General features: G+C 65.2%; 14 protein-coding genes. 13 read left to right on the top strand and 1 reads right to left on the bottom strand.

Going from position 1 to position 13,399, the window contains the following annotated elements; translation table 11 throughout:
- Nucleotides 1–74: 74 nt before the first annotated feature.
- The 4 genes from trpS (at nt 75) to A7X65_RS14520 (ending at nt 2,913) form a co-directional block, all read left to right on the top strand.
- Nucleotides 75–1,127, top strand: coding sequence for a tryptophan--tRNA ligase (gene trpS, locus A7X65_RS14535; RefSeq protein WP_063687695.1), 1,053 nt, complete (start codon nt 75–77; stop codon nt 1,125–1,127).
- Nucleotides 1,128–1,140: 13 nt separating this feature from the next.
- Nucleotides 1,141–1,536, top strand: coding sequence for a hypothetical protein (locus tag A7X65_RS14530; protein ID WP_063685836.1), 396 nt, complete (start codon nt 1,141–1,143; stop codon nt 1,534–1,536).
- A 76-nt stretch (nt 1,537–1,612) separates the two neighbouring features.
- Nucleotides 1,613–2,107 (top strand): universal stress protein, encoded by a 495-nt coding sequence (locus A7X65_RS14525; protein WP_063685834.1) that lies wholly within the window; start codon nt 1,613–1,615, stop codon nt 2,105–2,107.
- A gap of 236 nt (nt 2,108–2,343) precedes the next feature.
- On the top strand, nt 2,344–2,913 hold the full coding sequence (locus A7X65_RS14520; RefSeq protein WP_063685832.1) for a NifU family protein: 570 nt from the start codon (nt 2,344–2,346) through the stop codon (nt 2,911–2,913).
- Between the two features lie 122 nt (nt 2,914–3,035).
- Here the strand turns inward: A7X65_RS14520 and A7X65_RS14515 are convergent, their stop codons facing one another.
- Nucleotides 3,036–4,721, bottom strand: a complete 1,686-nt coding sequence (locus tag A7X65_RS14515; RefSeq protein WP_063685830.1) for a methyl-accepting chemotaxis protein — start codon at nt 4,719–4,721, stop codon at nt 3,036–3,038.
- Nucleotides 4,722–5,026: 305 nt separating this feature from the next.
- Here A7X65_RS14515 and tsaB point away from each other — a divergent pair, with 305 nt between their 5' ends.
- From tsaB to lnt, 9 genes are all read left to right on the top strand, one after another.
- Entirely contained in the window at nt 5,027–5,719 is a 693-nt protein-coding gene (gene tsaB / locus A7X65_RS14510) for a tRNA (adenosine(37)-N6)-threonylcarbamoyltransferase complex dimerization subunit type 1 TsaB (protein ID WP_063685828.1), read from the top strand.
- Nucleotides 5,716–6,201 carry a ribosomal protein S18-alanine N-acetyltransferase gene (gene rimI, locus A7X65_RS14505; protein ID WP_063685826.1) on the top strand — a complete coding sequence of 162 codons (486 nt, stop codon included), beginning with the start codon at nt 5,716–5,718 and terminating at the stop codon, nt 6,199–6,201. Before tsaB ends, rimI begins: the two co-directional genes overlap by 4 nt.
- 37 nt (nt 6,202–6,238) lie before the next feature.
- A complete protein-coding gene (locus A7X65_RS14500; RefSeq protein ID WP_011083619.1) occupies nt 6,239–6,694 on the top strand; it encodes a Fur family transcriptional regulator in 456 nt (151 codons plus the stop codon).
- A 79-nt stretch (nt 6,695–6,773) separates the two neighbouring features.
- Nucleotides 6,774–7,454: an HAD family hydrolase gene (locus A7X65_RS14495; RefSeq protein ID WP_063685824.1), complete on the top strand. Its 681-nt coding sequence runs from the start codon at nt 6,774–6,776 to the stop codon at nt 7,452–7,454.
- 182 nt (nt 7,455–7,636) lie between these two features.
- Complete coding sequence (miaB, locus tag A7X65_RS14490) at nt 7,637–9,031, top strand: tRNA (N6-isopentenyl adenosine(37)-C2)-methylthiotransferase MiaB (protein ID WP_063685822.1); 1,395 nt, start codon at nt 7,637–7,639, stop codon at nt 9,029–9,031.
- A 64-nt stretch (nt 9,032–9,095) separates the two neighbouring features.
- Complete coding sequence (locus A7X65_RS14485; protein WP_063685820.1) at nt 9,096–10,091, top strand: PhoH family protein; 996 nt, start codon at nt 9,096–9,098, stop codon at nt 10,089–10,091.
- An 82-nt stretch (nt 10,092–10,173) separates the two neighbouring features.
- Nucleotides 10,174–10,662: an rRNA maturation RNase YbeY gene (ybeY, locus tag A7X65_RS14480; protein WP_430643006.1), complete on the top strand. Its 489-nt coding sequence runs from the start codon at nt 10,174–10,176 to the stop codon at nt 10,660–10,662.
- 1 nt (nt 10,663) lies between these two features.
- A complete protein-coding gene (locus A7X65_RS14475) occupies nt 10,664–11,782 on the top strand; it encodes a hemolysin family protein (RefSeq protein WP_063685816.1) in 1,119 nt (372 codons plus the stop codon).
- Nucleotides 11,779–13,392, top strand: coding sequence for an apolipoprotein N-acyltransferase (gene lnt, locus A7X65_RS14470; RefSeq protein ID WP_063685814.1), 1,614 nt, complete (start codon nt 11,779–11,781; stop codon nt 13,390–13,392). Before A7X65_RS14475 ends, lnt begins: the two co-directional genes overlap by 4 nt.
- Nucleotides 13,393–13,399: the final 7 nt, after the last annotated feature.

The raw sequence follows: 13,399 nt of genomic DNA, 5'->3' as shown, positions 1-13,399 counted from the left end.
GGACCAGCGAATTACCCTTGACGGGGCAGCGCCGCTGTTGGAAACGACGGCGAATACCTATGGGAAGGCCGACCATGCCATTCGTTGAACGGGTTTTTTCGGGCGTCCAGCCGACGGGCAATCTGCACCTCGGCAACTATCTCGGCGCCATCGTCAACTTCGTGAAGATGCAGGAAACTCACAACTGCATCTATTGCGTCGTGGACATGCACGCGATCACGCAGGGCGTGGACGTCTGGGGCGGCCCGGTCGAGCTCGCGCGCAACACCCGCGAGGTCACCGCGGCGTTCATCGCCAGCGGCATCGACCCGAAGAAGCACATCGTGTTCAACCAGAGCCAGGTCTCGGGCCACGCCGAGCTCGCCTGGATCTTCAACTGCGTCGCGCGCATGGGCTGGCTCGGCCGCATGACCCAGTTCAAGGAGAAGGCGGGCAAGGACCGCGAGAACGCCTCGGTCGGTCTGTTCGACTATCCCGTGCTGATGGCCGCCGACATCCTGCTCTACCGCGCCACCCACGTTCCGGTCGGCGAGGACCAGAAGCAGCATCTCGAGCTCTCGCGCGACATCGCGCAGAAGTTCAACAACGACTTCGCCGATTCCATTCGCGCCCAGGGCGCCAATGACGGCCTGTTCTTCCCGCTGCCGGAACCGCTGATCACCGGCCCGGCGACGCGCGTGATGAGCCTGCGCGACGGCACCAAGAAGATGTCGAAGTCGGATGCCTCCGACAATTCGCGCATCAACCTCACCGACGATGCCGACACCATCGCGCAGAAGATCCGCAAGGCGAAGACCGATCCGGAGCCGCTGCCGACCGAAGAGAAGGGCCTGGAAGCGCGCCCCGAGGCCGACAATCTCGTCGGAATCTTCGCCGCGCTCTCCGGCCGCTCCAAGGCCGACGTGCTCCGTGAATTCGGCGCCGGCCAGTTCTCCAGCTTCAAGAACGCGCTGGCCGAGCTGTGCGTGACCAAGCTCGCGCCGATCGCCGGCGAGATGAAGCGCCTCGTCGCCGACCCCGGCCATATCGACACCATCCTGAACGAGGGTTCCGACCGGGCCCGCGCCATCGCCGACGAGACCATGAAGCTCTCGAAGGACATCGTCGGGTTCATCCGCCGCCGATAGAGAGACCGCATCGATGAGAGCGCCGGACCTTCACAGAGACGGCTGGCGCCTCAACGATGGCGAGGAGCGGCACCGCGAGGCGCCCGCAACGTTTCAGATTCCGGACCTGGCCCTCCGCAAGATGCTCCGGGTGGGCGACTACGCCAAGTTGATCTTCGAGATCACCGTCGAGGGCGACGAGCATCCGGCCGTCGAACGGATGTGGGTGATCATCCGCGAGCACACGCCGGATGGCTATGTCGGCATGCTCGCCAACCAGCCGCATTCGATCGCCGAGAACGATGAATTCTGGCACGGAACCGAGCTTCCGTTCGAATACCGGCATATCATCGCGGTGCAGCCCGGCGACGCCGAGAGTGTTGCGGCCGCAAAGGCGCCCGCGCCGATCCCCTGGGACCGATCGGCCTGACCGCGGTCATTGACGCCGCTTGTCGAAAGCGGCTGCGGCGTGGCAGCATATCGGTCTTGCACATTCCGGGACATGCATGACCAGCAAGCGACTTTGCTTCGAGCCGGGTCACAAGCCCAAATGCCTCGTCATCGTCGACGACAGCGCCGAATGGGATCGCGCGGTCTATTACGCCAGCCGCTGGGCGATCCGCGCCGGCGGCGGCGTGGTGATGCTGCGCATCATCGAGCCTGAGGAGCAAACGCAGGAATGGCTTGGTGTCGCCGAGATCATGCGCGCCGAGGCACATGAGGCCGCCGAAGCCGCGCTCGACCGCGCCGCCGGGAGAGCCAACGGCATCGCCGCGATCACGCCGGAACGAGTGATCCGCGAAGGTGCGGCCATGGAACAGCTGCTCGCGGTCATCGACGAGGACCCTGATATCGCCATGCTGGTGCTCGCCGCCAGTCCCGGCGCGGAAGGTCCGGGCCCCCTGGTCTCGCTGCTCTCGCATGCGCTCGGCACGTTCCCGGTGCCGGTGACGGTCATTTCGGGCGCGCTGAGCGACCAGAGCGTGGATTCGCTGTCGTAGTTCAGGGGCCCGTCATGTCCGGGCTTGTCCCGGGCATCCACGTTCTTGATTCCGCGGAGCAAGGCGTGGATGGCCGGGACAAGCCCGGCCATGACGACGCAAAGGCCTTTTGCCGCCTAACCCGCTGAAATAACAACGAAACAGCCTCGATCCCCCTTGATCGTGCGTTCGCCGTCGCCATCTGCTAGGGAAGAGAGCACGCGCCGGCCTTGAACCGGCGACGTCTGGAGAAAACCATGTTCATTCAAACCGAAGCGACCCCCAATCCCGCCACGCTGAAGTTCATTCCCGGCCGCGTCGTGACCGACGGCAACCCCATGGAATTTTCGAGCCGCGAATCGGCCGTGCGCTCGCCGCTGGCCGAAAAGCTGTTCGACGTGCCCGGCGTCACCGGCGTGTTCTACGGATCGGATTTCATCACCGTGACCAAGGCGAGCGGTGAGTGGCAGCAGCTCAAGCCCGCGATCCTCGGCGCCATCATGGAGCACTACATGTCCGGCGCGCCGCTGCTCGCCGACGGCGCGGCTCAGGGCGATGTCGATCTCGACGACGAGGACGAGTTCTTCGACGAGGCCGATGCCGAGACGGTCGATATGATCAAGGACCTGATCGAGACCCGCGTGCGGCCGGCGGTCGCCAATGACGGCGGCGACATCACCTTCCGCGGCTTCAAGGACGGCGTCGTCTATCTCAACATGAAGGGCGCCTGCTCCGGCTGCCCGTCATCGACCGCAACGCTCCAGCACGGCATCCAGAATTTGCTGAAGCATTTCGTGCCCGACGTGGTCGAAGTCCGGCCGATGTGACGACGAAGTCGTCATTCCGGGGCGGTCCGTCAGGACCGAACCCGGAATCTCGAGATTCTCTGGTGCGCAATTGTGCACCAGAGTTCGATGCTACGCGTCGCCCCGGAATGACATCATCAATTCTACGCCGCCTGGCCGATGCTCGCCGCTTCTTCCGCGGCCTTGCGCATGTTCGCCGACATCTCGCTGGTGACCGTGCTCTGCTCCTCGACGGCGGCGGCCGTTGACGAGACATACTCGCTGACGCCCTGGATCGCGCTCTTGATCTGCTCCAGCGCGGCGACGACGTCGACCGAGATACCGCTCAGATTGCCGATCTCCTGCTCGATCCTGTCGGCAGCCTGCTTGGCCTGATTGGCGAGGCTCTTCACTTCGGACGCGACCACGGCAAAGCCGCGGCCGGCCTCACCGGCGCGCGCGGATTCGATGGTGGCATTGAGCGCCAGCAGGTTGATCTGGCCGGTGATGCTGCCGATAAGCTGCACGATCATGCTCATCGATTCCGCCGCCTGCGTCAGCCGGTGCGCCTGCTGGTCGGCCGCCTCGACCCGGTCGACCGCGGTCGATGCGGTCTCGCGCGAGCGCGTCATCGCCTCCGCGATCTCGCGCACCGAGGCGTTGAGCTCCTCCGCGCCGGCGGCGACGGATTCCATCATGTCGCGCACCTTCTCGCTGCGCTTGCGCGCGATCACTTGGTCGGTGGTGTCGGAGGCGTATTTCACGACCTTGAACGGATTGCCGTTGAGATCGCGGATCGGGTTGTAGGACGCCTGGATGAAGACCTGCCGGCCGCCCTTGCCGACGCGCTGATATTCGCCGGACTGGAATTCACCGGCGTTCAGCCTGGCCCAGAAGGCGCGATAGGCTTCGCTGTCGCGCTCCTCCGCGCCGACGAACATGCTGTGATGCCGGCCGACGATCTCGGCCAGCGTGTAGCCGAGCGCGCCGAGGAAGTTCTCGTTGGCGGTCAAAACCTTCCCGTCCATGCTGAACTCGATCACGGCCTGCGACTTGCCGATGGCCTCGATCTGCCCTGCGAAATTCGCATTCGACAGCTTCTGCGCGCTGACGTCGGTGGCGAACTTCACCACCTTGAACGGCTTGCCGGCGTCGTCGAGGATCGGATTGTAGGAGGCGAGGATCCAGATCTCCTTCCCGCCCTTGCCGAAGCGCTTGTACTCGCCGGACTGGAATTCGCCGCGCGCGAGCTTCGCCCAGAATTCGCGATAGGCCGCGCTGTCGCGCTCACCGGGTCCGGTGAACATGCTGTGATGGCGGCCCTGGATCTCGTCGAGCCGGTAGCCGAGCGTGGCCAGGAAATTCTCGTTGGCGGTGATGATGGTGCCGTCGAGAGCGAACTCGATCACCGCCTGGGCACGGCCGATCGCAAGGATCTTGCCGGCGTCCTCGAGGCTGCGGATCTTGCGCGCGGTGATATCGGTGGCGAACTTGACGACCTTCACCGGCTTGCCGGCCTCGTCGATGATCGGGTTGTAGGACGCCTGGATCCATATCTCGCGGCCGCCCTTGCCGAGCCGCTTGTACTCGGCGGATTGATATTCGCCGCGGCCGAGCCGCGCCCAGAACTCGCGATAGGCCGCGCTGTCCCGCTCCTCGCGCATCACGAACATGCTGTGGTGCTTGCCCGCGATCTCGTCGAGCCGATAGCCCACCGCGTCCAGGAAATTCTGATTGGCCGTGATGATGGTGCCGTCGAGATGGAATTCGATGACCGCCTGCGACTTGCCCAGCGCAATGACCTGAGCCAAAGCCTCCTTTGCCGAAGAACCGCTTCGCCAAAAAGACATAAATGAATCCTTCCAAATGACCGAAACGGGCGCGGCTTGATCCGCCGATGCGCCGTCCGAGTCGCCATTGACTCGCTCTCCTGTCGCCCGACCGTGTCATTGGCTCACTAATGATTGCTTAAAATGTCATTATTTCAAGTACTTAGACATCTCTAAGGTTGCAAATCCATGCATCTGCTTCGAAAAAGGGGCGCGAAAATTTTATCGACTTCGCGTCCACGTAGAATTACGGGACCGATCGTGCGCCTGTCGAGAAATCAAACTTGCACTGGTTCGACCGCGGCCCGACCGACTAAGCTGATTCGATGCTGATCCTTGCCATCGACACTGCACTTGAGGCGTGCGCGGCCGCCGTGCTCGACACCGACGCCGGCGAACTCCTCGCCCAGGAGTCGCAGCTCATGAAGCGCGGCCATGCCGAAGCGCTGATGCCGATGATCGCGCGCGTGATGCAATCGGCCAATCTCGCCTTCACCTCGCTCGACCGCATCGCCGTCACGGTCGGCCCCGGCAGCTTCACCGGCCTGCGCGTCGGCATTTCCGCGGCGCGCGGCCTTGCGCTCGCGGCGAAACGGCCGGCGGTCGGACTGACGACGCTGTCCGCCTATGCCGCCACCGTCGTCGGCCAGAGCAAACCGGCGCCGGTGATTTCCGCGATCGATGCCCGTCACGATCACGTCTATTTCCAGATCGTCGCAGGCGACGGCAGCCCGCTGGTGCGGCCCGCTGTCGCGCCCATCGACGAGGCGATCGCGGCCTCGCAATTCGGTGCGCCGCATCTGGTCGGCAATGCCGCCAGCATCCTCGCCGATCGATGGCCGAAGGATGCGCCGCAGCCGGTCGCGGTCGACGCGCAAGCTGCGCCCGACATCGGCTGGGTCGCCTGGCTTGGCGCCGCGGCCGATCCCGAGACGACGCCGGCGCGGCCGTTCTATCTGAAGGCGCCCGACGCAAAGCCGGCCGCAGCTCCTCAGTTCGCACAAGCCGCAAGCTCATGATCGGATGGTTGTCGGAATGGTGGCGCGGCGGCACCGCCGCCGTCGAGCCCGCGTCGGCGCGCGATGCCGCGCGGCTGGCACAACTTCACGGCGCCTCCTTCGCGCACGGCTGGGGCGAAGGCGAGTTCGAGAGCATGATGAGCGAGCGCAACACGCTCGTGCACCGGCTGCGCCTCGGCCGCAAGACGATCGGCTTTGCGGTATCGCGCATCGGCGCGGACGAGGCGGAGATTCTCTCGATCGCGGTCGACCAGGCCAGTCGCGGCCGCGGGCTCTCCCGCACGCTGCTGATGACCCATCTCGGCCATCTCGCAGGCCGCGGCGTGCGCACGATATTTCTCGAAGTTGAGGAAAATAACCAGCCGGCCCGGCGGCTGTACGACCGGGCCGGATTCATGGTGGTCGGACGCCGCGAACGCTACTATAAGCAGCCGAACGGGGAACAATTGAACGCCCTTCTGATGCGGCGTGACTTGTCGTAACATTGATGGCAGAAAGCGCCCCTCAGGCAGACAGATCATGACCGCACTGAAACCTTCTTCTGCATCCAAGGCGTCCGGCATCGAGGCGCGCTGTGCCGCAACCGGCATGCGCATGACTGAGCAGCGCCGCGTCATCGCGCGCGTGCTCGCGGAGGCGGTCGATCATCCCGATGTCGAGGAATTGTACCGGCGCTGCGTCGCCGTCGACGACAAGATCTCGATCTCGACCGTGTATCGCACCGTCAAGCTGTTCGAGGATGCCGGTATCATCGAACGCCATGATTTCCGCGAGGGCCGCGCGCGCTACGAAACGATGCGCGACAGCCATCACGATCATCTCATCAATCTGCGCGACGGCAAGGTGATCGAGTTCACCTCCGAGGAGATCGAGAAGCTGCAGGCGGAGATCGCCCGCAAGCTCGGCTACAAGCTGGTCGATCACCGGCTCGAGCTCTATTGCGTCCCGCTCGACGACGACAAGCCGACGTCCTAAGCGGCATGATCTCCGCGCAAACGCGTTCCGCGCTTGCCGCGCGGGATAACCGCTTCACACTTTTCCGGATCATGCCCTAGTGCCCATCGATCTCATCATCTTCGATTGCGACGGCGTGCTCGTGGACAGCGAGGTCATCTCCTGTCGCGCGCATGCAAATGCTCTGACCCGGCACGGCTATCCGATCACCTCGGAGCAGGTGTCGAGGCGCTTCCTCGGCCGTTCGACAAAACAAGCCAATCTCGAGATCGAGACCGAGCTCGGCCGCACGCTGCCGGAGGCCTATCACGGTGATCTGCAGGACGAGCTGTTCCGCTCGTTCGAGGCCGACCTCGAAGCGATCCGCGGCATCCACGACGTGCTCGATGTGGTGACGCAAGCGGTCTGCGTCGCGTCGAGCGGTTCGCATCAGCGCATGCAGGTGAGTCTCGGGAGCACCGGCCTCCATGAGCGCCTCGCGCCAAACATCTTCTCATCCTCGCAGGTGAAGAACGGCAAGCCGGCGCCCGACCTGTTCCTGTTCGCAGCGAACCAGATGGGCGTGCCGCCGGAGCGCTGCGTCGTCATCGAGGACAGCCTCGCCGGCATCGCCGGCGCGCGGGCGGCGGGCATGACCGTGTTCGGCTTCTGCGGCGGCAGCCATTGCGGGGACGGCCATGCCGAGACCCTGCGTCAGGCCGGCGCCAACCTGACCTTTGCCGACATGCATCAGCTCCCGGAGCTGGTCCGGCGGGTCGAGGCGGAGGCCCTGGCGGGCTAGTCCCTGGCCGTCATTCCCGGGCGATGCGCGGCATCAAGCCCGGAATCTCGCCCAAAACCTCGGGATTCCCGGTTCGATCGCTCTGCGGTCGCCCCGGAATGACCGTAGGGGGCCGCAATCGCTGGATTTTCGGCCCTCCAGCCTATATTTGAGGGCCGTCCTCCACCGCCATTTCGGGTTCCATGACGCCGCCGCGCAAGCTGCACATCAAATCATATGGCTGCCAGATGAACGTCTACGATGCCCAGCGCATGGTGGACACGCTGGCTCCGGAAGGATTCGTCGAAACGGCGAGTGCCGAGGAGGCCGACCTCGTCATCCTCAACACCTGCCATATCCGCGAGAAGGCCTCCGAGAAGGTCTATTCGGAGCTCGGACGGCTGCGTGTCGCCAAGGACGAGGCTGCGCGCGAGGGTCGCGCGATGCAGATCGCCGTCGCAGGCTGCGTGGCACAGGCCGAAGGTGGCGAGATCACGCGCCGCGCACCCGTCGTCGACGTCGTGGTGGGACCGCAGAGCTATCATCACCTTCCCGAGCTTCTGAAACGCGCGCGCGACGAAGGCCGCGCGATCGAGACCGAGTTTCCCGCGGCCGACAAATTCGGCTTTCTGGCCCAGCCCAAGCCCGACGCGATCCGCGCGCGCGGCATTTCCGCGTTCGTCACGGTGCAGGAAGGCTGCGACAAGTTTTGTACGTTCTGCGTCGTGCCGTACACGCGCGGTTCGGAAGTTTCCCGCCCCGTCGCGAAAATCGTCGACGACGTGAAGCGCCTTGCCGACAACGGCGTGCGCGAGCTCACGCTGATCGGGCAGAACGTCAACGCCTATCATGGCGAGGGGCCGGACGGAAAAACCTGGCCGCTCGGCCGCCTGCTCGAGCATCTGGCGACGATTCCCGGCATCGCGCGGCTGCGCTATTCGACCAGCCATCCCCGCGATGTCGATGACAGTTTGATTGCGGCCCACCGCGATCTCGCGGCCCTGATGCCGTTCGTGCACCTGCCGGTGCAGTCGGGCTCGGACCGGATTCTGGCGGCCATGAACCGGAAACATACCGCCGATGATTATCGGCGTGTCATCGACCGTTTCCGTACCGCTCGCCAAGACATTGCTTTTTCATCGGATTTTATCGTCGGCTTCCCCGGCGAGAGCGAGCAAGATTTTCTCGCCACACTCGCGCTTGTCACGCAAATCGGCTACGCTGCGGCTTATTCGTTCAAATACTCCGCCCGGCCGGGAACGCCGGCCGCGGATATGCAGGAGACGGTGTCCCCCGCCGAGATGGACCAGCGATTGGAGCGGCTCCAGGAACTGATCGACAGCCAGCAATCGGCCTTCAACAAGGCTGCGATTGGCTCAACGGTCGACGTGCTGTTCGAGCGTCCGGCGCGCAAGGACGGCCAGATCGTCGGCCGCACCGCCTTCCTCCAGCCCGCCCACGTCATGGCCTCGGCCGACATCATCGGACAGATCCTGCCCGTGCGGATCGACAGCCTCGAGCGTTACAGTTTCCTCGGCGAGCTCGCGACACCGCGCACTGCGCGCGAGCCCGCTTTATCGCAAGCCATCGGAGCCTGAACCCTTGCCAAAAAGCGCATCGGATTCGTCTTCTATCGCTCCCAGCCGCAAATTTGACCGCGACATGCAAGTTCCGCCCGAGACCCAGGTCGTCATCGATTTCGACGACAACCGTGCCGCTTCCGCGCTGGTCGGCCCCTATGGCCAGCACCTCGCGCAGATCGAGCGGCGGCTCGGCGTCGTCGTCGATTCCAAGGGCAACCACATCACCATCGGCGGTACGCGCGACGGCTGCGACGCCGCGCGCCGCGTGCTGGAGATGCTCTACGCACAGGCCGTGAAGGGCCAGGATCTCGACCAGGGCGAGGTCGAAGGCGCGATCCGCGCGGTGATCGCGCAAGGATCGCTGTTCGAGTTCGACGCCAAGTCGGCGAAATCGACCTTCGACAGCATCAATTTGCGCAAGCGCCCGGTACGTGCGCGCACCGCCGCGCAGGACTCCTATATCCGCGCGCTGAAGCGCCACGAGCTGGTGTTCGGCATCGGACCCGCCGGCACCGGCAAGACCTGGCTCGCCGTGGCGCATGCCGCGCAGCTGTTCGAGCGCAAGGAGGTCGACAAGATCATCCTGTCGCGTCCGGCGGTGGAGGCCGGCGAGCGGCTCGGCTTCCTGCCCGGCGATCTCCGCGAGAAGGTCGATCCTTATCTGCGCCCGATCTACGACGCGCTCTACGACCTCATGGACGCGCGCATCGTCGAGCGCGCGCTGCAGACCGGAGAGATCGAGATCGCGCCGCTCGCCTTCATGCGCGGCCGCACGCTGACCAATGCCGCCATCATCCTGGACGAAGCGCAGAACACCACGTCGATGCAGATGAAGATGTTCCTGACGCGTCTGGGCGAGAACAGCCGCATGATCGTGACGGGCGATCCCTCGCAGATCGATTTGCCGAACGGCCAGACCTCGGGTCTTGCCGAGGCAACGCGCCTCCTGGGCGGCGTCGAAGGCATTGCCCAGGTTCATTTCAAAGCCGAGGACGTGATCCGCCACGAGCTCGTGGCGCGGATCGTCGCCGCCTATGAAGGTTCGCCGCAGCGGCCGGCCACGGATAAACGCTGACGGGACAACAACCGGACCATACGGGCGCGGACACGGCGCCTGATCGTTCCGAACAAAGACAATGTCACACCCCAACCTTCCCATGACCGAGGTCCTCGTCGTTGCCGATTGCTGGCAGCGCGAACCTGATTCCGAAGCCGTGATCCAGCGCGCCGTCGCCGCCGCCGCCGAGAGCGTCGACGAGGACGTCGCCGACGCCGAAGTGGCCGTGATGCTGACCGATGATTCCGGCATCCGCACCCTCAACAGCAACTGGCGCGGCATCGACAAGCCGACCAACGTGCTGTCGTTTCCCGCGCTCCAGCCGGAGGGTGAATGGAAGGAAGGCGATGCGCCGCGCATGCTCGGCGACATCGCGATCGCCTACGAGACGATGCGGCGCGAGGCGGACGAGGAACACAAGCCGTTCGACCATCATTTGAGCCATCTCGCCGTGCACGGGTTCCTGCATCTGATCGGCTACGATCACGAGAACGACGACGACGCCGAGGAGATGGAAGCGTTGGAAACGCAGATCCTCGCGCATCTCGGCATCCCCGATCCCTATGCCGACCGCCCGGGGACGCACTGAGATGCCCGACTCCGAGCCAACCCACGACAATCCGCGCAACACGGCCAACCTTCCGGCCGTGGTGACGCCCGGCGAGGTGCTGCGCCCGACCGCGGAAGGCTGGCTGCTGCGCGCCATCCGCACGCTGTTCGGCTGGAAGGCCGGCTCGGTGCGCGACGATCTGCAGGTCGTGCTCGACGCCACGACGCCGGACGACACCGGCTTCTCCGCGGTCGAGCGCACCATGCTGCGCAACATCCTCGGCCTGCACGAGCGCCGCATCGCCGACGTCATGGTGCATCGCGCCGACATCATCGCGGTGAAGCGCGACATCCCGCTCGGCGAATTGATGGACCGCTTCGAGAGCGTCGGTCATTCGCGCCTCGTGGTCTACAACGAGACGCTCGACGATCCCGTCGGCATCGTCCACATCCGGGACCTGCTCGCCTTCATGACGGCGCGGGCGCGCGTGTCGGAGGCCACCAAGACCAAGCGCAAGAAGCCGCCGCCGGCCGGGCTCGATTTGAAGGCCGTGGACCTCGCGCTGCCGCTCGAGGACGCACGCATCATCCGCAAGCTGCTCTACGTGCCGCCGTCGATGCGGGCGATCGACCTGCTCGCGCAGATGCAGGCGACGCGCATCCACCTCGCGCTGGTCGTGGACGAATATGGCGGCAGCGACGGGCTGGTCTCGATCGAGGATATCGTCGAGCAGATCGTCGGCGAGATCGACGACGAGCACGACAGCGACGAGCCGCCCTCGATCGTGCGCCTGCCGGACAACGCCTTCATCGCCGATGCCCGCGCCAGCCTCGACGACGTCCGCGAAGTGATCGGCGCGGACTTCGTCACCGGCGAGGCCGGCGAGGAAGTCGAGACGCTCGGCGGTTATCTCGTCAGCTTCGTCGGACGCCTGCCGGTGCGCGGCGAGGTGATCTCGGGCCCCGGCAATTACGAGGTCGAGGTGCTCGATGCCGATCCGCGCCGCGTCAAGCGGCTGCGCATCGCGACGCGCAAGGAACGGCCGGCGCCGCGCACCCAGCGCGAGAGCCGGCGCCGCGAGGCCGCGCCGGAGAGCAACCAGCCGCCGTCGAGTGACACGCCGACCCCGCCGCCCAGCGACGGGACCGGTCCGCAGTGAGAGCGTTCCAGCGATTCAAGCAGATCGCGCTTGCCATCATCCTCACCTGGGGATGGAAGCGCGCGTTGATTGCGATGGGGTGCGGCGCACTGTCGGTGCTCGCGCTGGCGCCGTTCAATCTTTTTCCCGTGCTGTTCATCACGTTCCCCGTGCTGGTCTGGCTGATCGACGGCGCCGGCGCCGGACGCTATGGCGGCGTGCCGGCCGCAGCGCTGACCGGATACTGGTTCGGGCTCGGCTATTTCGTGCCCGGCCTCTATTGGATCGGCTACGCGTTCTTCGTCGACGCCGACATCTTCGCCTGGCTGACGCCCTTCGCCGTGCTGGGCCTGCCGGCATATCTCTCCATCTTCACGGCGCTTGGCTTTGCGCTGGCGCGCCTGCTCTGGACCAAGAACGCCACGCGCGTGCTCGCGCTCGCAGCAAGCCTCACCATCAGCGAATGGCTGCGCGGCCACGTGCTGACCGGCTTTCCCTGGAACGCGTTCGGCTATGCGCTGTCCGAGCCGCTGGCGCTGGCGCAGACCGCGTCGCTGATCGGCCTGTGGGGCATGACGTTCCTGACGGTCGCGATCTTCGCAAGCCCGGCGGCGCTGATCGACCGCACGCCCGATCGCAGCATCGCGTGGCGCGCACCGGCCGCGGCAATCGCGCTTCTGATCGTCATGAGCATCTTCGGCGCGATCCGCCTGTCGCTGCATCCGACCACGATGGTCGCGGGCACCAAGCTGCGCCTGATGCAACCGAACCTGCAGCAGGACGCGAAGTTCAACTATTCCGCCAAGGCGGAGGTGATGAAGAAATACCTCGCGCTGTCGGACCGCGCCTCCGGGCCGCAATCGACCGGCGTGCGCGATGCCACGATCCTGATCTGGCCGGAATCGGCGTTTCCATTCTTCCTCACGCGCGAAGCCGACGCGATGGCGCAAATCGCCGATCTGCTGCCGAAGGGCACGGTGCTGATCACCGGCTCGGTCCGCGCGCCCGATCTGCCGCGCGGCACGCCGATCACGCGCGCGTATAATTCGATCTACGTGATCGACCATGACGGCAGCGTGCTCTCGGTCTACGACAAGCTCCACCTCGTGCCGTTCGGCGAGTTTCTTCCCTATCAGGATCTGATGGAGAAGCTCGGCTTCGAACAACTCACGCGCGTGCGTGGCGGCTTCATTCCGGGGACCGTGCGTCACGCACTCAACGTGCCGGGCGCGCCGAGCGCATTGCCTCTAATTTGCTACGAGGCGATCTTTCCCGGTGAGGTTGCCGGACGCAACGAACGTCCAGGCTGGATCGTGAACCTCACCAATGACGGCTGGTTCGGTATCTCGACCGGTCCCTACCAGCATCTCGAGCAGGCGCGGATGCGCGCGATCGAGCTCGGATTGCCGCTGGTCCGCTCCGCCAATACCGGCGTCTCCGCCGTGATCGATCCGGTCGGGCGAACAATCGCCAGTCTCGGCCTCGGAATCGAAGGCATTTTGGATGCAAGCTTGCCCGCCGCGATCCCGCCGACCGTCTATGCGCGGCTCGGCGACGTGCCCGCAGCCATGCTCGTCGCCCTGGCCGTGATTCTCGCGATGCGCCGACGTGTTGCCAAACGGCACCCCTGATTTCGCT

This window comes from Bradyrhizobium stylosanthis (assembly GCF_001641335.1).
Lineage (GTDB): Bacteria > Pseudomonadota > Alphaproteobacteria > Rhizobiales > Xanthobacteraceae > Bradyrhizobium > Bradyrhizobium stylosanthis.
Note: the sequence above shows the minus strand (reverse complement) of the source record. Positions and strands in the feature narration are given on the sequence as shown.

Excerpts from the sequence above, each read along its gene's own strand:
- tsaB (WP_063685828.1), top strand. The coding sequence starts at position 5,027 with ATGCTGATCCTTGCCATCGACACTGCACTTGAGGCGTGCGCGGCCGCC.
- ybeY (WP_430643006.1), top strand. The coding sequence starts at position 10,174 with ATGACCGAGGTCCTCGTCGTTGCCGATTGCTGGCAGCGCGAACCTGAT.
- trpS (WP_063687695.1), top strand. The coding sequence starts at position 75 with ATGCCATTCGTTGAACGGGTTTTTTCGGGCGTCCAGCCGACGGGCAAT.
- A7X65_RS14525 (WP_063685834.1), top strand. The coding sequence starts at position 1,613 with ATGACCAGCAAGCGACTTTGCTTCGAGCCGGGTCACAAGCCCAAATGC.
- A7X65_RS14485 (WP_063685820.1), top strand. The coding sequence starts at position 9,096 with ATGCAAGTTCCGCCCGAGACCCAGGTCGTCATCGATTTCGACGACAAC.
- rimI (WP_063685826.1), top strand. The coding sequence starts at position 5,716 with ATGATCGGATGGTTGTCGGAATGGTGGCGCGGCGGCACCGCCGCCGTC.
- A7X65_RS14530 (WP_063685836.1), top strand. The coding sequence starts at position 1,141 with ATGAGAGCGCCGGACCTTCACAGAGACGGCTGGCGCCTCAACGATGGC.
- A7X65_RS14515 (WP_063685830.1), bottom strand. The coding sequence starts at position 4,721 with ATGTCTTTTTGGCGAAGCGGTTCTTCGGCAAAGGAGGCTTTGGCTCAG.
- A7X65_RS14500 (WP_011083619.1), top strand. The coding sequence starts at position 6,239 with ATGACCGCACTGAAACCTTCTTCTGCATCCAAGGCGTCCGGCATCGAG.
- A7X65_RS14475 (WP_063685816.1), top strand. The coding sequence starts at position 10,664 with ATGCCCGACTCCGAGCCAACCCACGACAATCCGCGCAACACGGCCAAC.
- A7X65_RS14520 (WP_063685832.1), top strand. The coding sequence starts at position 2,344 with ATGTTCATTCAAACCGAAGCGACCCCCAATCCCGCCACGCTGAAGTTC.
- miaB (WP_063685822.1), top strand. The coding sequence starts at position 7,637 with ATGACGCCGCCGCGCAAGCTGCACATCAAATCATATGGCTGCCAGATG.